Origin of the sequence: Umezawaea endophytica (genome assembly GCF_025061645.1) — a bacterium.
GTDB classification, from domain to species: Bacteria; Actinomycetota; Actinomycetes; order Mycobacteriales; family Pseudonocardiaceae; genus Umezawaea; species Umezawaea endophytica.
In genome coordinates this window covers 57,083-77,145 of record NZ_JANYMP010000037.1, presented here as the reverse complement: position 1 = coordinate 77,145, position 20,063 = coordinate 57,083, and the positions used below count along the sequence as shown (strand labels likewise).

Genomic DNA, 20,063 nt, shown 5'->3' with positions numbered 1-20,063 from the left:
CCTCCTCAAGCTCCGTGTCGCCGGGCCCACAACATTCCCACTGCGACTCCGAGTGCGGCCGACACCACCTTGTGGGAGGTGGTACCCGCACCGTGCGAGCCCTTCTCGTTCAGCAGTCCCACCCTCAGCGTGACCTCCCTGTTGGAGAGGTCACGCATCAGGGTGCGCGAGTGCTCGAGCGCCGTGGTCGTGCCGAGCATCAGGTCGAGGGCGAACCGGGCAGCCTGCTTCTTCGACAGGAACTCCGTGAACAGGTCGGTGAGGACCACCACCATCGCGTCCTCGAAGACGTCCACCATGGACAGCTCGGGCGCGAGTTTGCGCACCGACCCCTCGACGTTCGCGAACGACTTGCCCAACAACGAGATGTGGGGGCTGGTGTGGATGCCGCGGCGGGTCGCGTACATCAGGACCGTGCTGAGGGTGACCCCGAAGTTCAACTCCTCCAGGGACGCCGACACGATTCGCGGCACGAGCATGGACATGTCGCTCTCGAAGCCCATGATGTCCGCACGGGAAGTCGCGTGGCCCATCTCGATCCAACCCCGCGCCGTGGCGCCGGCGTCGTTCTGGGCGATGCTCAGCAGGACCAGGAGCAGGAGCGTGCCGAGGTTCTTGTCGATCCGTCCGACCATGCCCCAGTCGATCAGGTTCGCCTTGCCGTCGGGAACCACGAAAATGTTGCCCGGATGCGGGTCGGCGTGAAAGACGCGGTCGGAGAAGTAGCCCTGGTACATGAACCCCAGCAGGTCGCGTCCGATCTGCTTCCGCTTCTTCTTCGAGAAGTCGTTCGGATTCGCATCGCCGATCGAGACGCCCGGTGCCAGGGTCTGCACGAGCACGCGCGGTGTCGCCTCGACCGGCTTGGGCACCGTGAGGTGCTTGAACCCCTTGACCGCCCGCTTGGCGTCGTCCATGTTGTTGGCCTCTAGGGTGAAGTCCAACTCCGGCTCCATGCCGTTGAAGATCACCTGCAACATGGCGTCCACGTCGATCAACTCGGTGAACTGGGGCGCGAACCTGCCGACCAGCCGAGCCACCCGCCTCAACCTCTTCATGTCCTGCAGGACCAGCGCCCGGATCCGCGGCCGCTGGATCTTCACCACGGCCGGGCTCCCGTCGTCCAGGACGACGCGGTACACCTGCGCGAGAGAAGCCGACCCCAGCGGGTGAACCACGTCGATCGACTGGAACCGCTTCCTCCAGGAAGGCAGTTCCCGGTCGAGGATCGACGCGAACTCCCCGAAAGGAGTCACCTCGACCTGGTCGTGGAGCTTCTCCAACTCCGCGATCATCACGTCCGAGACCAGGTCGGGCCGCGTGGACAGCATCTGCCCCAGCTTGACGTAGAACGGGCCGAGCCGCTCGAACGCCGTCCTGACCTTGCGGGCGCGGCGACGATCCGCCGACCCGTGTTTCGCTCCTTCTCCCGGATCCCGGTCCATCACCGAACGGGATGCCGTGTCCACCGCGATGCCACCCACCACGCCCGCCAACAACCGGGCACGGCTAGGACCCTTGTCGGTGGAAGGCGTCGTACCACTGGTCGGGCCGTACTCTGGTTTGCGAAGGACAGACAACGGCGCACCATTCCGTGAGGATGCACGTGCACGAAGCACGAGCGGCAACCGGATAACATCCACTGTTCATATCGCATCACCCAGGTGCCAAGCCGGCCGCCCGACCAGCCGCATGAGCGTGTTGAACATGTTGAACGGCATTTCACCATCGCGCCTCCATCAGAGCCGAAGGGATCACCCAGCGGAACGCACCGTTCAGGTGATCACCCACCGCAAAATCACTCACAGTAATTCGTGAGGAACGTTCGAATTGCCTTTTCTCCAGCTCACTCATCCCAGTTAGGCAGTTGGGCCAATCGATTCCTCCCCGTGGTCCCCACGGGGCAGGTCGAGCACTTCACCCGCTCCCTACTCCGAATCATCACCCGATCGTCCTCTAGCGAGCCGAAGCACGTCGAAGTTCACTGATGCAGGCAAGATGGCAGTCGACGAACAAGCCTTCCATCAAGACGAGATCGTCCCTAACAGCGCTGCTATCGCAGCATAAGGAAGGATTACACATCACCTGGAAATGATGGGTACTCGTGAAGCGATCCCCTGTTATCGAATGAGCGCCAGTCGCCCAAGATGATTGCCGAGGAGCCATGTCGTCACGTAGGTACATGTCGAACGAATCGCTGCGGAATCTGCTCAAAGAGGCGAAGTGCACCAATCACAATCTCGCCCTGGCGGTCAACCGAGTAGCTGCCGAGTCCGGCATGACCCTCCGTTACGACCGGACGACGGTCTCCCACTGGCTGGGCGGCAGCCGCCCTCGTCACCCAGTGCCCGTTTTCATCGCCGAGGCGTTCACTCGACGCCTCGGTCGCCCGATCACCGTCGCCGCGACGGGATTCTCGGACGAGACCGCATCCGAATTCCAATTGCCGCCCGACGACTCGGCGGGCATTCCCGCGTTGTTGCGACTCGTAGCGGCAGACCTGGACCCGGGAGGCCGCGCCGTGCTCTACGAGCTGCCGTACCGGGTGGATTGGGCCGTCCCACCCGCATGGCCGCCGCACCACCGCACGGCCACGCGGACACCCGCGAGAGGCAGTTCGCCATTCGGGGTGGGGCCTGACGCCGTGGAGGCCGTCAGGACGACCACAGCCGCCTTCTCCGTCGCGGACAAGGCGTTCGGCAGCGGCCGGGGCCTCTCCGCGCTGACCGCTTACCTGACGACCGACATCACGGCCTGGCTGGCCGCCGAGGCGGTCGGCCAGATCCGCTGCGACCTGCTCAGCGCGGTGGCCTCCTTGCTGCGCCTGATCGGCGCCATGTCCTTCGACAGCCTCCGCCACCACCTGGCCCAACGCTACTACCAGTGCGCCCTGCACCTCTCGCTGGAAGCGGGCGACCTGAGGGAACACGTCGCCATCCTCCGGGACATGAGCGCACAAGCGCGATTCCTCGGCCACCACAGGCTCGCCATCCACCTGACGGAGGCCGCGCTGGGGTACGCGAGCACATCGGTGACACCCGAAGCTCGTGCGGCGCTCCTCGGCGAAGCCGCCATCGCCCACGCGGCTCTGGACCACCGCAGGACGGCACTGGCCTGCCTCGCGAAGGCCGAACTCTGCCTGGGCCACGCAGACTCGGCCGAGGCATCGGCGGTCCGCGCGGACCTGGCGTACCGGACAGGGCGGACCCTGGCCCTGCTGCGGGACTCCGCCGGCGCGGAAGCGGCGTTGCGCCGCTCGCTGCGCCACCGCACCACCCCCGAGCGGCGGTCGCGGATGCTCACCACCCACCACCTCGCCGAGGTCCAGTTCGGGAGCGGGCGCCTGGAACAGGCCTGTGCCACCTGGCAGGGGTTCCTGGACGAATACCCGCACATGAACTCCGCTCGTGTCAACCGGGTGTTCCAGACCATGCGCGGACGGTTGCTGCCGCACCACAAGAACATCGTCGTAGCGAAGACGATCGACCGCCTCGATGGACTGGCAGCCGGTTGAGGGACCTTCTCCGTGCACTGCGGTGATTCAACACGTTCACCACCACGCGAGAACGACAAGCCGATCGCCACGTCCGGAACAGACCTACCTTGGCGGATGGGCCATCGCGGGACGGCGCCTGACGAGCGGCCCGTCCTCCGCCACTTCCAACGCGACGCGCGACCACACAGAAAGCAGTGATCATGACCACCGTTCCCCTGGGAACACCGTCCTTCGCCTCCACCCCGGTTCTGGCACCACGGCGCAGGACCCGGCAGTTGCAAGTCGGCCGAATCGGTGTGGGCAGCCACCACGAGGTGTCGGTTCAGTCGATGACGACCACGTTGACCTCGGATGTCGACGCGACGCTCCAGCAGATAGCGGAGCTGACGGCGGCGGGGTGCGACATCGTGCGGGTGGCGTGCCCATCGCAGGACGACGCGAATGCCCTGCCCGCGATCGCGCACAAGTCGCAGATCCCGGTCATCGCCGACATCCACTTCCAACCGAAGTACGTCTTCGCGGCCATCGAGGCCGGATGTGCAGCGGTGAGGGTGAACCCCGGCAACATCCGCAAGTTCGACGACAAGGTCAAGGAGATCGCGGCCGCGGCGAAGGACCACGGCACCCCGATTCGCATCGGCGTCAACGCCGGATCGCTGGACCCGCGTCTGCTCGAGAAGTACGGCAAGGCGACGCCGGAGGCGCTGGTCGAGTCGGCGCTGTGGGAGGCGTCGCTGTTCGCCGAGCACGACTTCCACGACATCAAGATCTCGGTCAAGCACCACGATCCGGTCGTCATGATCAGGGCCTATGAACTGTTGGCCGAGCAGTGCGACTACCCGCTGCACCTCGGTGTGACCGAGGCGGGTCCGGCTTTCCAGGGCACGATCAAGTCCGCCGTCGCGTTCGGCACGCTGCTCCGCCAGGGGATCGGCGACACCATCCGCGTCTCCCTCTCGGCCCCTCCGGTGGAGGAGGTCAAGGTGGGCATCCAGATCCTCCAGTCGCTCAACCTGCGCCCGCGCAAGCTGGAGATCGTGTCCTGCCCGTCCTGCGGTCGCGCGCAGGTCGACGTGTACACGCTGGCCGAGCAGGTGACCGCAGGCCTCGAAGGCATGGAGGTCCCGCTGCGCGTGGCCGTCATGGGCTGCGTCGTGAACGGCCCCGGTGAGGCCCGCGAAGCCGACCTGGGTGTCGCCTCCGGCAACGGCAAGGGCCAGATCTTCGTGAAGGGCAAGGTCATCAAGACCGTGCCCGAGCACCAGATCGTGGAAACCCTGATCGAAGAGGCGATGCGCCTCGCCGAGGACACCGATTCGGAGGAACGCGGATCCCCCCGCGTATCGGTCTCGTGACCGGTGCACCGGTCGGCGAGCGAATCTCGTTCAAGCCGAGGGAGAACTCCATGCGCGTGTACGACATGCGCCTACCACTGGCGATGGCCGCGGTAGGGACCACCTTCGTGAACGCGACCGGGCCGCCGTGGTGGCCCGGTGTTGCCCAGTGGGCGCTCACCGCGGGCGTCATCATCCTGTTGATCACCAATTTTCGGCAGCTGAACGGACAACGCACCGGTGACGCACCCGAACGACTCGACAGGCCCACCGGGAGCTCCGAGTGACCGCCCCGGAGATCCCGACGTTCCCCGAACCCGCGCAGCCTGCGATCAGCCCTCACATCGACCTGGTCGAGGCGCACTTGGAGGAGTGCGGACGCAGGATCGGGCTCGCGAACACCCCTGAAGGCAGGCGACGCCTCGCTGCCCGCTATGGCGAACTCGTGTGCTGGACCTTCCCCTACGCCGCGGTCGGCGACCTGTGCGCCTGTGCGAGGTGGCTGTTCCTCACCTTCATCCTGGACGACGTGCACACGAGCGGCGAGTACGACTCACCCGATGCCTGGGAGGCGTTGCGCGGGCGGGTGAACCAGGTCGTTCGAACGGGAACCGTTGGCGCGGAGACCTCACCGCTCATGCTGGAGTTCGCGGAGTTGGCGGTTCACACCCGCGCGCAGGTGTCCGACGAGTTCTACCGGCGCTTGCTGGGCCACCTCGACCTGTTCTTCCGGGGTTTCACCGAGGAATCCCGCAACCGCGCCGTGGGCCTGGTCCCCGATCTCGACTCCTTCATCGAGCTGCGCAGGGCTTCGGTGGGGATGGAGTTCGGGTTCGACCTGATGGAACTGGGACGGCGCCACGAGATCCCACCAGAGCTCTACGCAAATCCCCGCTACCGCCGTCTCGTCGCCGCCGCCACGGACGTGGTCGCGTGGCAGAACGACCTCCATTCCCTGCCCGTCGACGTCGAACGCGATGATCCGCACAACCTCGTCCTGGTCCTGGAAGCCGCGCACGGCTTCACCAGGCGTGCCGCGCGGGACGTGGCAGCCGAGCGCATCCGAGCACGGATTGCTGAGTTCACTGCGGAGGAGGAGCAACTCATCGCGACCCTGGACGAGCTGGGGGCATCACCAACGGACCGCCACGCCCTCGCGCAGTCCGCGGCGGACATGCGGCAGTGGGCCAACGGCTGCCTCAAGTGGTACGAGACGACCACCAGGTATGTGCCGCCCTCCGAGCTGGACGTGGTCGATGAGCACGCGTACCTCCGCGCGCTCATCGTGTAGGGCCTTTCCCGTGTCGATGCGCGAGCGGGCGGATTCGACGCAACAGGTTCAACACCCATGGCGGGCGCAACAGCGCCAACGGCCTGGGCGGAGCGTTTTACTGGATGACAACGAACGACGGCAACCGGGAGGACAGCGTGGCCAGGAGGAAGAATCTCGTGGACAACATGTTCGATCGCCTCGACGATGCGAGCAAGGATGTTCGCAAAGCCGCACGCCGCACGTTCAAGAGCAAGAAAAAGAAGAAGAGCGGCAGCCGGAAGTGGGCGAAGCGCAACAACCGGGCGCTGGAAGACCTGACCGAGCAGATGACCATCCTGACCAAGCACGTGTCGGCGATGGCGGGCCAGCCGAAGGACAGCGACCGAACGTCCTGAACGGTGCCCCGAAGTCGAGGCAACGACGAAAGCACGAGCGGACCATACGGTGTCTGCCCGGTCGCACCGCCTCTCGCACGCCTCCTGACGGCAGTCGTGCGAGAGGCCGAGGTCACCGGACGCCTGCTGATCGACAACGCGTCCGCTTCGATCCTGCACCCCATCCTGTTCACCGGAGCCGCTTGCGCATACGCGGACAAGGCATCCCGGCCGACCCCAGAAGCATCCCGACGTGCAGCACGGCCGTAGCCGCGATCAGCTGGGCAGCGGTCGTCCACAGCGTCGCCACGCGGACCAGACGGGCCGACAGGTACACCTGCCAACTGCGAATCCCCACTTGTCGCGCGATCACTGCTTGCGGATAGATCTTATCGTGACCCGAGGCGCAAGGGTCCTCTGCCTGCATCGAGGTGAGCACCACCGTCGATCTCGCGCTCCTCAACGGAAAGGGGAGGCATTGGCATGTCCGAACACGTCGCGACATCCGCTAGGGGCACCGGCGACGAGATGCTGGACGTCCTGCGCGCCCACCACCGAGGACGGATCTCGCTGTCGGTGTACGAGACGGGCCGGGTGGCGGCGCTTGCGCCCAAAGCGCACGGCCAGCGCAGCAGAATCCAGTTCCTGCTGGCCGAACAGCGGTCCGATGGGCTGTGGGGTGGCCCTGGGTCCTACGCCTTGGTGCCGACCCTCAGCGCCGTCGACGCCCTGCTCACCACTGGAAGCGCGCCCGCCGCCGCCCGCACCGGTCTGGCCGCGCTGCACGAGTGGCTGGCCCGCCACCATCACGACGAGTTGCCCGACACGGTCGCCGCGGAACTCATCGTGCCCGCCCTGACCGACTCGATCAACCGACACCTGCCCCCGCATCGACGACTCCGGTCGCACGTGGAGGGTCGGGAAGCGCTCACCCGGACCCGTCGAGTGCTGTCCTCCGGCACCGACGTACCCGCCAAGCTGCTGCACGTCCTCGAAATCGCTCCCGACCTCGCTCCGCTGCTCACCAGCGCACGCCCCGTCGGAGGGCTGATCGGCGCTTCCCCAGCGGCCACGGCCGCCTGGCTGGGTGGCCGCACCAGTGCGGAGTTCGACGTCGTGCTCGACCACCACGGCGGCCCGGTTCCCGCCTTCCACCCGATCACCAACCTGGAGCGCGCCTGGGTCTTGCCCTGGCTGCGGCACACGGGCGCGGACGTGCGGCAGGTTCCGCTCGCCGATCCCGGTGACGGTGTGTTCACCGCGGCCGGACTGCCCGTCGACGCGGACACGACCGGAGCGACCCTGTTCGCCTTGGCGCTGCAGGGTCGACCGCAACACCTCGACGCCCTCTGGCAGTTCGAACAGGACGACCACTTCGCCACCTGGATCGGCGGAGAGCGCACGCCCTCCCCCACCACCAACGCCCACGTCTTGGAGGCGTTGGGCGCCAACAGGAACGGCGATCCCCGAATCGACGCGGCCATCGACAAGATCGGCCGCTGGCTGGTCGACAGGCAACGCAAGGACGGTTCGTGGGTCGACAAGTGGCACGCCTCTCCCCACTACGCCACCTTCTGCTGCGCAACGGCGCTGCACCGCTTCGGAGGACCCGGCGCAGCACGCGCCGTCACCGCCGCGGCCACGTGGGTACTGGAGACCCAGCGCCCCGAGGGGGCCTGGGGACACTGGGGAGCCACGGCGGAGGAGACCGCCTACGCCACCACCCTCCTCCTGCGCACCACCCAGGACCGCCGCGGTGGGCCGGTCTGCAAGGACGCAGCCCGCCGACTTCGCCGCGCCACTGACGGCGCACGTGACTTCCTGCTGCAGGAGACCGCCCGACCTCAACCCGCCCTTTGGCACGACAAGGACCTCTACACCCCGCACACCGTCGTCGAATCGGCCGTCCTCGCCGCCGTGCACCAGCTGCGCGCGAGCACACCGCAGGACTCCGCGGAGGGGCCCGTCACGGGCACCCCCGCGGAGTCGACTTGACCTTCGAAAGAAGGTGGACCCCAGCCTCGCGACCGCCGCGGGCAAGACGGCCGCGCGGAGGACCGGGGACCGTCCACTCGGCGCTACCGGTTGGATCGCTGCGACAGGAGGTCGGGAAAAACTTCCGCGGCGCGAGCCGGGAATTTCTTCAGATAATACTGCCATTGCGCTTTGCAAGAGTCGCACAGTTCAACTCCGCCAAATCGTCCGAACGCTTCCGCGCCGTAGGACGGACGGTAACGGCAGCGACCGCAGTTTCCATTTCCAGAACCCTCCAGCATGATGACAAGCCCTGGAAACATCAGCTTCTCGCCATTAGCGACCACATTCGCATAGCGTTCGTCGTGATATTTCTTTTCCATCATGTCGATCCGGTTCCAGAGCTTGAAGTTCTGCCGAGTCTGGATCACTACGCGCTCGGTCTCGGGCAGACCTATTGTAAGATCCTCTTCAGTGAAGCGGTATCGACGCATCATCATGTGTATTGGCCCGCCGAAGTATCGGAGGAAGTTGATGGTAACTCGGCGCGCAGGGTCCTGCACCGATGCCGCGTCCAACGCCCAAAGGACTTCCCGGTATCGGCGGTAACTTTCGTTCCGCACTTCGTGTCCGACATAGGCGAATGTGCTGTTGGTTTCACCCTCCGCGCGGTGCTTGTAGTAGGCGACAGCGTCGTACAAGGTATCACCGAGCTCGGCGAGAATTTGAAATTCTTCCTCACTGAACCATGAATCATCGAGACCATTGCACGCCAGGGCAGCCGCGATCGTGAACCTGGCGAGGGCGTCGCAGTCCCGCAACCTGAACCAGTTCTTCGGGGAGTGCGCCAGCGCGTTCACGTAGCGGTGGAATAGCTCCGAATCGTGCCTGCCACTGGACTTGTCCGCCGTGATGAGCAGAAATGAGCGGTACTCGCGCGCCATTTCCTCGTGGCCAGGAGTGCCCGCGAAGACAATTGCGAGCAGTTCATCCAAATCGTAACCGAGAACGTTGTCGTCGACGGTCACGTCCACAAGACGGCCACGGAACTCCGCTATGATTCCGATCACGATGATCCGGGTGAACGCGATATATCGATCCCAATCGGTAAAATGAGGTATCACACACCTGGTGTACTCCCAGGCACAGGCCAAAGTTTCGGCGATGACTCCGACCGGAAGATCAGTACTTTTCAAATCATCCTTGATATCGCTCGGATAAGACCACATGTCGGGCAACTCCGGGCGCTCAGCGGGGGGCACGGTCATCAAATGAAGGCGAGTCGCTTGACGCATGCAGACCTCTTTCACCTCCGCCGGTGCCGCCATGAATATCGTCCCACCACCACCGAATCGTCGGGAGATCTATGGGCTGCGTAAGGTCGTGTCCATCGATTTGCGTCGCGGACTCCTCTTGCAAGACCAGAGCGGGAACAGGATGCTCCCCGCTGTCGTACCGCCGGGTCGAGTTGAGCGCCCAATCGAGGTGTCCACGGATGAGGTGGTCCAGTCCGCGCAAGTAGCGTTGCAGCGGCCCTCCTTCCGGAGCGAATACCTTTCGACGATGACTCGTGTAACACCACATCGCCCTGTTGCGCATGTTGATTGCTTTGATCAATGCCTGGCGTTCGGTGAGTGAATCGTGGACGACGAGCGTCGTGACGAGGTTGACGTGTTCGATTTGTTTCCCTGATTCAAGCGGGTACGAGTAGATGTCGTTATCCCAGGCGAGGATCACGTGCGTCATGTCGGTGAGCGCTCGCACATCAGATCGCGCGAGGTCCTCATCCGCAACCTCGAACCTTCCGGCAACCTCCACGAGGCCGGTCCCGGTACACCCGCCGGCGGCGTCTTGGATCCGTATCGTGGTGACCGTGTCCGACGTGGGAATAACGTCTAGTTGCCGGTATACACATCCCCACACAACTCCGGAGGCGAACATCCTGAATTGCTCGACCCATCGCCTCAAAACCGCTGGCGACGCCAGATCTTGAAACAACTCCCAGACTTCCCTGAAGGAGTGCACGTAAGGGTCGTCGGCCAACAACGCGCTTCGGGGCGCATCCAGGATGCGGACGAGATAACTCTGCCGGTCGGCCGCCTCGGCGAGGTTGCGGACAGCGAGTTGTTCGATTGAATCGTCGAATGCGAAAGCCCACAAGTGCAGCTTTGTTATCGCCTCCAATGTCGACGAATCCCCCTGCGGCAAGATTCGCGCTACAAAGCCGGCCACGTTGGAGACTTCGAGCCGGCGGCGGACAGCGGGACTCTCGCAGAATCCACGGTCGCGCATCCACTGAATCGCGTTTCGGTTGACCAGAGCGGCCGGATGCACGGACGGTTGAATCGGACAGTAGATCGGCGGTAGTGCCGGCACACCGTCGCCAGACGGAGCCGTCGACGTGGTCGTCCTGGTGCTCTCCGTCACAACTGGCCCTCTTTCGGTAGTCAGGGGTTCCGACTTCGATGGACTTGCCGATGGGGATCCACCGCGGCACGGTTCAAAGTTTGATCCTGGTCAGTTCCCGTCACGAGGCGATGGCGGGAACCGCGATCGCTGGGCGGTCATCGGTCTTCTGCTGTTCGGCGACCTGGGCGGCGATGCTGAGGTCCTGGGTGACGGTCCGGTCGTCGGGGTCATACACCGTGTTGTGGCGAGCGGCCGAGGGGCTCTGGTCGGAGTTGCCGCGGATGACGTGCCGGAGACCGATCAGGTGGTCGCGAAGTGCGAGTCGTGCGGCAGGTTGTTCAAGCGCCGAGGTGTACCTGATCTCGTTGTCCACCCTAAGCATTCTGATCAGCTGGACAGGTTCTCGCAGCCATGAGGCTGATGAACCTGTTGCACCGGTTCGTATCGACCGGACAGTTCCGACCAGTCGTAGCTTCCCCGGATGAGAGCACGGAGGCCGTCGACGACGTAACGATCGACTGCCCTTCGCGTCTCGGGCAGCAGGCCTTCGCAGAGTGCGGGCAGCGAGTGCTCGGCCGCGAGAAACCTCACCAGCCGCGCCCTGATCATGTTGCAGGCGGTCTCGACCGCCTCGGCGCGAGAACGAGACTGCTCCAGGATCAGCAAGAGGTTGTTGACATCCCCCGCCTGCTCCTCCTTCTCAACGGACCAGATGTCGTTCTGGATCACCACTATCTCGATCGCGAGCAGCCGCATCCTGGTCATCCGCTCGCTGGCGAAGATCTGTTCGGGTATCTCGAAATGGCCGACCCGCTCGGCGAGGTCGAGTACAGGCTGGGCGCCGATGGTGTGCGTCCTCATCTGGAGATAACGGCCTGCGGGGAGTGGCAGTGCCTGTTGCCGTGCAAGGGCTTCCTCGATGTGCCCGGCGAGGTAGGCGCGCCAGTGGCCAGAGGCGCGGGCTTGCCAGGCCGATGACATCCCGTCCCGGCTGCGTCGCCAGAGGTCGGCGAACGACCGGACGACTGGCTCCGCGTCGGGTGCAGGTGGGCGGTCCAGCACTTCCCGCACCGCAATCACCAACGCCTGGGCGGAGTCGGGGCGACCGCGTGGCCCGTCGAAGAGGTCGTCGAAGAGGTCGTCGAAGACGAAAAACCAGGTCATCTGGTCCACCGACAGGTCCAGGTCGTCACCGACGGCGTTCGGCTGAAACCGGCTGGCGAGATCCGGGTAGTTGGCCCGGATGTGACGGCGCCGGGCGTGCTCCGTGGCTAGCAGGCCGAAGGAGCACGGCCAGGCGACGTGTCGCACGGAAGCGCGTTCGAGGTCGGGACTGATTCTGCTCTCAAACGGAATGCCCAAGTGGATACCGCGTGGCATGAACCTCTCCCTCGATGTCGTTGCGGCGTGTGAGTCACCCGGCTGCCGGGTGACTCACAACGTGCATGTCGAAGTCCGGTATCCACGGTGACCGCTACCGACGACCCGCGCGACCGTGCCGACGCGCAGGACAGAGGCCGAGTTCCCCACTCGGACGCTGTGCAGGGCCATGTCGTTCGGGTACGGTTCGGCCACCACGCGTCTCTTCACACAGTCCGTCGATAGTCGTCCGCACAGGTCATCCCACGGTGGAAATCCGGTAGCGCGCGGTGTTCTCCGACCAGTCGACACTGCCGCGCATCCACCGCTTCATCCCGGCGACGCACTCGTCGATGGCGGTGTGGTCGGTCTCGGTCAGGCCTGGCCATTCCGTGCACAGCAGCCGGAGTTCTTGCTCGGCTTCCAGGAACCGCTGCACAGCGAGCGTGGTCCGGTGGTGCACCATGTCGGCGGCTTGGGTCACGTCGCAGGCGTTGTCCTGCATGAGGACCAGCACGATGTTGCTGACCTCCGCGCACGCGAGTTCCATGCGCAGCGAAAGGACGTCGTTCAACCACGAGACGCAGTCCGCAGTGGTGGTCACCATCTTCTGGTACGGCTCGATGGGCTGGATCAGCAGGGGCAACTCGATGCCGGTGGCCACTTCGATCATGTCGATGCAGGCGGGCATCGCGGAGCCAGGCCAGCGCACCTCTTCGAAGACCCGCATGCCCGGCGTTTGCCGGCGGGCACGCAGCAACGACTCGTGCCGGAACGCGGCCAGGAACTGCATGACGTGCTGGTGGAACCGGGTCATCCAGCCGGTGGTCATCAAGGCGGACAGCTCCAGCCAGAGGTCCGCCAGCAACTGGCGCAGCGGGTCCTCGGCCTGGGCCGGCTGCTCCCACCGCAACGGCATCGCCGCGGCCATGCCGGAGAGCAACTCGCGATGCGCCGGCTCGTCATCCTGCTGGCCGATCGGGCCGTCGTACATGTCGTCGAGGAAGAACATCCAGTTGAACCACCGCGCTATCACCGTCAGCCGGTCAGGCCGGGCTGCCGAGTACGCCCGTGCGGCCAACTCCCCGTGGCGTTCGGCGATCAGACGCAGGCGGGCCCGGTCGCCGGTGATCAAGCCGTACGACCCGGCCTGGTCGGCGAGCAACTGCTCGAACTCCTCGGCCCAGTGCGCCGCCGGAGCCGTCAACTGCCGGACCGGGTACTCCCGCGACGGCCACGAGCCGAACTCCCGCAGCTCGGGGTCACTACTCATCGAGTCCATCAACGACGCTCCCCATCGGGACGAAAGGCGCAGCAACGCCACACCGAGGGCAACCGCCCAGCCGAAGAACAAGCCCGTACGGCACGGTGACAGCCATCCCCGGCCGAGCAGAACACTGAACACTCACCAATGGGCGGAGACCGCACCCGCACCATCAGCCAGGCATCACCTTGGCCGCAGAACTGTGCTGGCGGCCGCGTAGCGGTCGCTCGTGTACCACCACTCGTTCGAGGCGATGTTGTCGCGGACCGCCTGGGAGTAGACGGCTGCTTGAGGTGCCCCGGATCCCGCGAGCTTGACGAGCAGCGCGTGCGCGGTGCGTGCTTCGCGCTCACACATGCGCACCGCCTCGGCGAAGCCCTTGGGGAGGGAACACTGGTTCCGCTCCGCCAGCAGGGTCGGCAGCGTTCGGGGAGGTTCACCGGTGCTGTCGTACTCGTACGCGAAGGAGTACAGGTCGTTGATCCAACCGGCCAAGGTCCTCGCAGCGTGTCCGACCCGCCGGACGTCAGGGTCTTCGCGAACGACATCGGGCAGGTCAAGGCCCGCAGCCGGCTCGATGAGGACGACAAGAGGCGCGGCCAGGGACGAGAACGGACGCATGGCGTTGTACTCGGCCAGTCTCACGCGCTTCCCCCTGACTATCCTCTGCCAGAGGAATGCAAGGGCCGTGGTGTGCACCGCCGCGAGGAGACGTGCGACCTGTCCGGGTGCCAGCAGCGCGCGGGCTCTGCCGACGAGGTCGGCCAGAGCGGCTTCGTGTCCGATGCCATCGCTGTTCCCGTCGTGCCCCAGCACGTCCACGAACGCGGCGACGCGGGATGCGACGTCCGCTGCCGCGTCGGAAGTCGCTTTCTCGACATGGGTGTCGTCGAACGAAAGCAGCCACAGGAGCAGGTCGGCGGCCAGTTCCAGCACCTCCCGGCTGGCGTTCGGGTAGGACCATGCGATCGCCTCGCCCAGGCGGCTGTGTCGCAGACGTATGAGGTCCTCTGGGTCCTCGGCGAGCCGGTAGCGGTCCAGCCAGCCGCGGACGTGCGTCTCGGCCTGATCCCCGAGAGGATTACGTCGGCGGGGGAACAGGTGCCAGATGCGCGGCTGCGGCCACTCGGTCATCGGAGCCCTTCTCGGAATGAACAGCGGATAGTGCGTGTGGACAGTCTGGTCACGGCGTGTCACCGCAGAACAGGCCACTACCTGGATGTCAGCTCCCGACCGGGAGCAGACCGTTTAGGACAGCGGGGCGTCACTCGCCAATCGCGATCCTCGCTATACATATCTTTCAAGTCGAGTGAAACGGTTCTGCCGCACACCGTAAAGACCTCGTTATACCTACCTTGTTGAACAGGATGAAACCCGAGCCGATAGTCTATTCGCCGATCTGCAGGTCGTGCGCGACCTGACCGCTACTGCTCGTCGAATGCGTACTCATCGTGCGGGGCAGTCCACGCTCAACCGAGGGTCAGCGAACGGGTTCTGTCATGTCAATGCACCGGCGCAAAGGATGACGGAGAAGGCGGCGTACAACTGGTAGGTGACGTTGTCCGCCCGGTCGGACCGGCGACGGACCAGCCGTACGGCGACGATGGCGCAGCATGTGGTGAAGGCGATCAACCATGCGACACGTTCTATATCTGCGGAGGGAGTGAAGGCGATCCCCCAGGTGATGGACGCTATCAACGCCAGTCCGATGCAGCCCAGCATCCGCACCGTCCTGTCGTCGAGGAGGATCGGCAGAGTGGCCCGCGCCATCTCACGGTCACCACGCATATCGCGGAGGTCCTGGATGAAGACCAACTGCCAGTAGCCCACTCCCAGCAGGATCCACGTCCAGGCGAACGCTGACAGCGTCCCGCCGATGTGCCAGGCCGCCACGGACTGGACGAGATAGCCGATCGGCGGATACAGGTTCTTGACCCACCAGTGACGGTCCCAGCCGGTGAAGTTATAGGCGACGACGGCGGCAAGCCACAGCAGCGTCCACGCGAGCAGCCCTGACGACCAACCCAGAAGCAGGTAGAGCGCTGATACCGCGACGAAGCGACGGCGAGTGTGCGCGACCGTAGTCAGCCCGGACGGGATGGGACGAAACGGTTTGTTGCGAGCATCTTCGCGTGCGCCATGGGCTTGATTGGCCAGGGAGTGAACGTAGCAGTAGCACAGCAGGTAGGCGGTGCTGAGCGCCAGTGCAGACCACAGGCTGCTGCGGGGAGGCGTGCAGTTCCGCCAAGCGGCCACTGTGAACACCGAAGCAGCCACGAGAGTGGGCGGGAGGTCAATTTGCATGTGTCGCCAAGCCAGGAGTGCTTCGAGCGCGACGTAGCGCCCCACTTTCACCCTGAGCCCCACCCGGTGCTGAGGGGGGCCGGCGGGGAGGGAGGTCACGATCGGATCACGTCCTTTCACCTGGTGATTGTCGTTGCAGATCAGGTTGCAGTCCTGATGGACGCTGGAAGCTGCCACTCCAGTCTCACGATATTGGGTTCGATCTCATAGGCACCAGCTTCATGGTGTTGAACATGTTGCACCAACAGGCGTTCTGATCACGGCCGTCAGCTAAGGTTCGCGGCACAAAAAACGGCCTCAATGTCAAATAGTGCAGAGTTGAGAACTGGGAAAGAAAGGCAGCCACGGGCAAGCGGCCATTGAGCTGATGTGATCTCGGGGCTTATACGACCCCGTTTCACAAAGGCGAGGCTTGTCATCACCGATGAAAGTGGCCCCGGCGCGGTGCAGCAATTGCGCCGTTCAAGGGGCCCGAAAGGAAGGCGATGGCGATGCCGTTCCGGTTTTCTCCGCCTCGCACCCCCGAGGATCCTGCCGCTACGCCCAAGGGATGGTTAAGCTCGGCGCAGATCGCGCTTGAAATGGGCAGGGTGCTGCTCAGCCAGCTAATCGCCTCGGCGTTGTGGCGCTGCTGGGAGCAATCCGGCCGCGCCACCGTGACGAAGGCGCTGTCGCGATCATCGACCTCCTGGAGGTCCACACGCCTCACCACCATGACCGGTGCGTAACGGCGGCGTCGAGGCGCCCGACTCCGACGCCGACCGCTCGTCGTTCTTCCGGCACCGCGACATCGAACTGAGATCGGTACTCGTTCTACCTGTCTGCCGACCTCGGCAGCGAGTTAAGACACCTTCGCAGTGCTCTAGCCCGACGAAAATTCCGTATGAGCGGGTAGCGGAGTGTCCTGGGCGGCACGGAACGCGTCTTCGGTGTGGGAAGTGGTCGGATTAGCGTCACCGAAGAGGTGGTGCAGGCGGGACAGTATCGACTGTCGCAGTGCCATGCGGCGGCCAGTGCGTCGTTCCTGGTAGCGCTCCTGCAGCTGCACGTACAGGAACCCGGCCCGGCCGAAGTGCACAAGCGGTTCCGGAGCTCCGCTGGAAACGAGGTCGTCGATGAGGTCGAGATAAATGGAGTGGTAGGCGGTTCGGCGGTGGCGTTCACTGGTCCGGTGGGCGGTGGGCCGGTGGTGATCGTGCTGGTAGACGTCGAGGGCGGATTTGCACAGGTCCATCGAGATCGCGTCGCAGATCGAGCTGTCCATCAGCCAGGTCTGCGTGGCCGGTCCGGTCTTGCTCAGGCGTGCGACCGCGATCACGGCTCCGAAAGTGTTGGCCGTGTGCGTTCGGTACACAAGCGCATCCCAAATGTTTCGCCCCAAGTTCAGCTGGTCGTGGACCTCTGAGGTGAGCTTCTCCACGTACTGGAGGATGTACTGACGTACAAGTGAAAGCAGGACATGGACGCCGTCATGTCCCCAACCCTCGGTGTCCAGTGCGGTCGCCAACGCGGCCACTGAGCGGTCGTACATCCGGAAGTGGCCGTGCACTAAGTCCAGGGGCGGGATGCACAGGTCATCGCACACCACACTGAACGCAACGTAGTGCAGCGCGGTGGGTTGATCGGCGAAACATGCGCCGCACCAATTTGCCATCCACTGGATGGTGTCCCTGCACGAATGCACCACTAGTTCCGATGCCGTGTGCGCACTTTTCTTCGACCAGTCCGTGTAGTGCAGGCGCGCAGGCGTATCGCGGTCCAACAGGTTCACCGCTGATCTCAGCAGTGACCAAAATTCGATCTCGTGTGCCTGCGATGTCTGGGGGGTATAACCGTCGCCGCCCATAAGGAGGAACAGATCGGCGGTGTCCTTGTTGTAGCGGGACCGCACCGCGCGCGGCATCGCCGGTGCAGGTGAGGATCGCGAATAGTGCAGAAACGTGCAGTGCTGGTCACCGGCGCAGTCCGGGCCGCACCACAGAAGGTGCGCCAGGTCAAGCAGTTCGGTGACCGTATCCGCACGAGCCAGAGTCGCCAAAGCACTCGCTGCGGAATCCTCGCAGTACAAAGAACTTGAGCACACCGATGTTCCTGACATTCGATCCTCCGCGCAAAATTGCGACATGGTCAGTGGCCGTATGCAGTGTTTGTTTTCCTTAGTAGCGACATTAGGCACGAGGTGCAACCGCCAGCAGAGCGGAAAGCATGAGAACCACCCGAACGCGACACTGCCGCAAGTGCTGGCCCAACGGATCTATAGCAAGTCAGGTCGCCTGATGTCAACTCGACAACTTCCGGAAGCAGATTCCAACTCGTCAGTCCGTCAGCTACTCATATGCGCGCTCGCGTGTAGTTTGTCGGGACGACTTCACGGTTGGGTCTGTCGAACGAGTGGCTCTGGCTCGTAGTCGGTGGTGGCGTGGAGTGACCGTCAAGGCAGAAGAATGCGGAGGCGGAGAAGATTGAATCCGGCGCGTCCGTACATCTGTATCATGATCCTTTTGGTGCGGGTTTTGACACCTTCGGTGCGGCCGTTGCGGTAGGGCAAGGTGACGGCACCGTCCACAGCAGACCGGTCGATCTCGAGACCATTGGTGAGACTGCGTAGATGCGGCAGATTGACGGCGCGAGCCGCCGTGATCCACTCAGTGAGCTTCACGTCGTTACCCGCGGCCGGCGTCAGCAGTGCGGCGAAGCTGCGCACCAGACTGGCGAGTGCGGTCGTCTCTGGGCAGGCTGCGGCGATTTTCTCCAGCAGGGTCGTGTCTTTCGGGCGCAGGTTCCCAGGTTTGGTGAGCAGGAGGCGGCCGCGTGGCGGGAGGTCGTGACGGGGCGGTCGCCTTCGGCGCGGCCCTGGTTGAGGTAGCGGACCAGCAGGGTGGCACTGCCGGTGTAGCCCAGTTCGCGGATCTCCGCGAGCAGTCGGGTGACAGGGACCGCGGGATCGGCCGCGCGACGGGCAGGCAGATGATCACGGTTGGGGTCTACCAGGATCGGGCGGTAGGTCGGGGTGATGCGCAGGACCTGGGGTTCGGACATGCGGGCGTAGCGTTTGACCGTGATCAGAGCGACGCCGAGGCGGCGGGAGCAGTCGAGCAGACCGACCCCTTGGCCGAGAAGATCGTGGACCTTGTTCCAGCGTTCGCGAGTGGTCTGCTCGTGAACACCGCTGGGGCGGGACGGGTTGACGGTGGCCCAGCATCTGGCGTGCGCACGGACCTCGAGCAGAACCTTGTCGCAGAGATTGCGCCACAGGTGCCATCGGCCACTGACCTGCACCGCGTCGGGCAGGGCTCGGCGGACAGCTTCGGCGTAGGTAGCCGAGCCGTCCCGGCCCACGACCTCGACACCCAGGTGCTTGCACAGCCACGACTCCAGGGTGGCCGCTTCGCGGCTGGGCAGGACTGCGACACGTCGGCCGGTCTCGGCATCGATGATGATCGTGGCGTAGCACTGGCGGCGACGCAGGGCGAAGTCGTCCACGCCGTTTACCCGCGGAATCGTCAACCGGGGCAGCGGCAGGCACCGCAGACGGCGCAACGCGGTGCTACGTGACACGGGCACAGCGAGCAGGCCGGCCAAGCATGCCGCCGCCCGACCACCTAACTCCTGCGTCACATGGGATATCTGCCGGATAAGCCGCACCGTGCGGCGCTGATGGCGTTCCAGCAGTGCGGGAATCTGTTCCCGGAACGTCTGCCGCCGGCAGTCCCGAGCCGGGCAGACCAGCCGCCGTCCGCGCAGGCGGACGACTACCTGGCGGCCATCGACCGGCACGTCCTTCACCGTCCGCTGGTGACACCCGTGCACCTTCGCTGTCACAGTCCCGCAGACCGGACACGGCACGGCCACATCCGAGTGCGGGCCGTGTGACCACCACCATGCCGCCGCCCTCCGTCACGTCCTCGATAGCCAACACCGACAGTCCGGAGAACACCGTCCCCACAAGGAAATCGAGAGCCATCACAAGATCATGATTGCGAACAGCTACTCGCCGTCACCACCGACCACGAGCCGGAGCCGCTCGTTTTGCAGTCCCGCCACAGGCCCCCTCAGATGCAAGCAACACGTGCGGTTTCACATTAGGAGCCTGTCTCACGTGGGGAGTTTCTTGGAGCAGGTCAGCGCTGCGGCCAGAGTGAGAAACGCGCAGAAGTTGGCGCCATGCCGTTCGTAGCGGATGGCCAGTCGGCGGTAGTTGAACGTCCAGGCGATCGTGCGTTCAACTACCCACCGGTGTCGGCCCAGCGTGTCGCTGGACTCGATGCCCTTGCGG

General features: G+C 64.7%; 18 protein-coding genes and 1 pseudogene. 6 read left to right on the top strand and 13 right to left on the bottom strand.

The features are described 5' to 3' along the window. Positions 1 to 5: 5 nt before the first annotated feature. A complete protein-coding gene (locus NZH93_RS43955) occupies positions 6 to 1,445 on the bottom strand; it encodes an ABC1 kinase family protein (protein WP_259629285.1) in 1,440 nt (479 codons plus the stop codon). Between the two features lie 737 nt (positions 1,446 to 2,182). On the opposite strand from NZH93_RS43955, the gene NZH93_RS43950 reads away from it, so the two are divergent. The 5 genes from NZH93_RS43950 (at position 2,183) to NZH93_RS43930 (ending at position 6,498) form a co-directional block, all read left to right on the top strand. Further along, complete coding sequence (locus NZH93_RS43950; protein WP_259629284.1) at positions 2,183 to 3,514, top strand: NsdA family TPR-like regulatory protein; 1,332 nt, start codon at positions 2,183 to 2,185, stop codon at positions 3,512 to 3,514. Positions 3,515 to 3,696: 182 nt separating this feature from the next. Next, positions 3,697 to 4,851 (top strand): flavodoxin-dependent (E)-4-hydroxy-3-methylbut-2-enyl-diphosphate synthase, encoded by a 1,155-nt coding sequence (gene ispG, locus NZH93_RS43945; RefSeq protein WP_259629283.1) that lies wholly within the window; start codon positions 3,697 to 3,699, stop codon positions 4,849 to 4,851. A gap of 50 nt (positions 4,852 to 4,901) precedes the next feature. After that, positions 4,902 to 5,117 (top strand): hypothetical protein, encoded by a 216-nt coding sequence (locus NZH93_RS43940; protein ID WP_259629282.1) that lies wholly within the window; start codon positions 4,902 to 4,904, stop codon positions 5,115 to 5,117. Next, positions 5,114 to 6,121, top strand: coding sequence for a terpene synthase family protein (locus NZH93_RS43935; RefSeq protein WP_259629281.1), 1,008 nt, complete (start codon positions 5,114 to 5,116; stop codon positions 6,119 to 6,121). The genes NZH93_RS43940 and NZH93_RS43935 overlap by 4 nt, the downstream gene beginning before the upstream one ends. Positions 6,122 to 6,225: 104 nt before the next feature. After that, the gene (locus tag NZH93_RS43930) at positions 6,226 to 6,498 is read left to right on the top strand and encodes a hypothetical protein (RefSeq protein WP_259629280.1); all 273 of its coding nucleotides are present in this window, start codon (positions 6,226 to 6,228) and stop codon (positions 6,496 to 6,498) included. Positions 6,499 to 6,667: 169 nt separating this feature from the next. Here the strand turns inward: NZH93_RS43930 and NZH93_RS43925 are convergent, their stop codons facing one another. Next, positions 6,668 to 6,919: a hypothetical protein gene (locus NZH93_RS43925; RefSeq protein ID WP_259629279.1), complete on the bottom strand. Its 252-nt coding sequence runs from the start codon at positions 6,917 to 6,919 to the stop codon at positions 6,668 to 6,670. A 41-nt stretch (positions 6,920 to 6,960) separates the two neighbouring features. Here NZH93_RS43925 and NZH93_RS43920 point away from each other — a divergent pair, with 41 nt between their 5' ends. Next, entirely contained in the window at positions 6,961 to 8,472 is a 1,512-nt protein-coding gene (locus tag NZH93_RS43920; RefSeq protein ID WP_259629278.1) for a prenyltransferase/squalene oxidase repeat-containing protein, read from the top strand. Between the two features lie 83 nt (positions 8,473 to 8,555). Here the strand turns inward: NZH93_RS43920 and NZH93_RS43915 are convergent, their stop codons facing one another. From NZH93_RS43915 to NZH93_RS43865, 11 genes and pseudogenes are all read right to left on the bottom strand, one after another. Next, positions 8,556 to 9,719 (bottom strand): hypothetical protein, encoded by a 1,164-nt coding sequence (locus NZH93_RS43915; protein WP_259629277.1) that lies wholly within the window; start codon positions 9,717 to 9,719, stop codon positions 8,556 to 8,558. Continuing rightward, positions 9,700 to 10,878, bottom strand: a complete 1,179-nt coding sequence (locus tag NZH93_RS43910) for a terpene synthase family protein (protein ID WP_259629276.1) — start codon at positions 10,876 to 10,878, stop codon at positions 9,700 to 9,702. Before NZH93_RS43910 ends, NZH93_RS43915 begins: the two co-directional genes overlap by 20 nt. A 100-nt stretch (positions 10,879 to 10,978) precedes the next feature. Beyond that, complete coding sequence (locus NZH93_RS43905; RefSeq protein ID WP_259629275.1) at positions 10,979 to 11,233, bottom strand: hypothetical protein; 255 nt, start codon at positions 11,231 to 11,233, stop codon at positions 10,979 to 10,981. A gap of 14 nt (positions 11,234 to 11,247) precedes the next feature. Next, complete coding sequence (locus tag NZH93_RS43900) at positions 11,248 to 12,240, bottom strand: terpene synthase family protein (protein WP_259629274.1); 993 nt, start codon at positions 12,238 to 12,240, stop codon at positions 11,248 to 11,250. 238 nt (positions 12,241 to 12,478) lie between these two features. Then, complete coding sequence (locus tag NZH93_RS43895; protein ID WP_259629273.1) at positions 12,479 to 13,492, bottom strand: terpene synthase family protein; 1,014 nt, start codon at positions 13,490 to 13,492, stop codon at positions 12,479 to 12,481. Positions 13,493 to 13,666: 174 nt separating this feature from the next. Beyond that, entirely contained in the window at positions 13,667 to 14,617 is a 951-nt protein-coding gene (locus NZH93_RS43890) for a terpene synthase family protein (protein ID WP_259629272.1), read from the bottom strand. 363 nt (positions 14,618 to 14,980) lie between these two features. Further along, complete coding sequence (locus NZH93_RS43885; protein WP_259629271.1) at positions 14,981 to 15,964, bottom strand: UbiA family prenyltransferase; 984 nt, start codon at positions 15,962 to 15,964, stop codon at positions 14,981 to 14,983. 241 nt (positions 15,965 to 16,205) lie between these two features. Next, positions 16,206 to 16,487 (bottom strand): hypothetical protein, encoded by a 282-nt coding sequence (locus NZH93_RS43880; protein ID WP_259629270.1) that lies wholly within the window; start codon positions 16,485 to 16,487, stop codon positions 16,206 to 16,208. A gap of 162 nt (positions 16,488 to 16,649) precedes the next feature. Next, positions 16,650 to 17,825, bottom strand: coding sequence for a hypothetical protein (locus NZH93_RS43875; protein WP_259629269.1), 1,176 nt, complete (start codon positions 17,823 to 17,825; stop codon positions 16,650 to 16,652). A gap of 393 nt (positions 17,826 to 18,218) precedes the next feature. After that, positions 18,219 to 19,751: pseudogene (locus tag NZH93_RS43870) on the bottom strand (ISL3 family transposase). Between the two features lie 131 nt (positions 19,752 to 19,882). Beyond that, positions 19,883 to 20,063, bottom strand: a 181-nt coding sequence (locus tag NZH93_RS43865; protein WP_259629268.1) for a transposase, incomplete at its 5' end; no start/stop codon positions are given.

Excerpts from the sequence above, each read along its gene's own strand:
- ispG (WP_259629283.1), top strand. The coding sequence starts at position 3,697 with ATGACCACCGTTCCCCTGGGAACACCGTCCTTCGCCTCCACCCCGGTT.
- NZH93_RS43920 (WP_259629278.1), top strand. The coding sequence starts at position 6,961 with ATGTCCGAACACGTCGCGACATCCGCTAGGGGCACCGGCGACGAGATG.
- NZH93_RS43955 (WP_259629285.1), bottom strand. The coding sequence starts at position 1,445 with ATGGACCGGGATCCGGGAGAAGGAGCGAAACACGGGTCGGCGGATCGT.
- NZH93_RS43950 (WP_259629284.1), top strand. The coding sequence starts at position 2,183 with ATGTCGAACGAATCGCTGCGGAATCTGCTCAAAGAGGCGAAGTGCACC.
- NZH93_RS43895 (WP_259629273.1), bottom strand. The coding sequence starts at position 13,492 with ATGAGTAGTGACCCCGAGCTGCGGGAGTTCGGCTCGTGGCCGTCGCGG.
- NZH93_RS43900 (WP_259629274.1), bottom strand. The coding sequence starts at position 12,240 with ATGCCACGCGGTATCCACTTGGGCATTCCGTTTGAGAGCAGAATCAGT.
- NZH93_RS43930 (WP_259629280.1), top strand. The coding sequence starts at position 6,226 with ATGACAACGAACGACGGCAACCGGGAGGACAGCGTGGCCAGGAGGAAG.
- NZH93_RS43890 (WP_259629272.1), bottom strand. The coding sequence starts at position 14,617 with ATGACCGAGTGGCCGCAGCCGCGCATCTGGCACCTGTTCCCCCGCCGA.
- NZH93_RS43915 (WP_259629277.1), bottom strand. The coding sequence starts at position 9,719 with ATGACCGTGCCCCCCGCTGAGCGCCCGGAGTTGCCCGACATGTGGTCT.
- NZH93_RS43940 (WP_259629282.1), top strand. The coding sequence starts at position 4,902 with ATGCGCGTGTACGACATGCGCCTACCACTGGCGATGGCCGCGGTAGGG.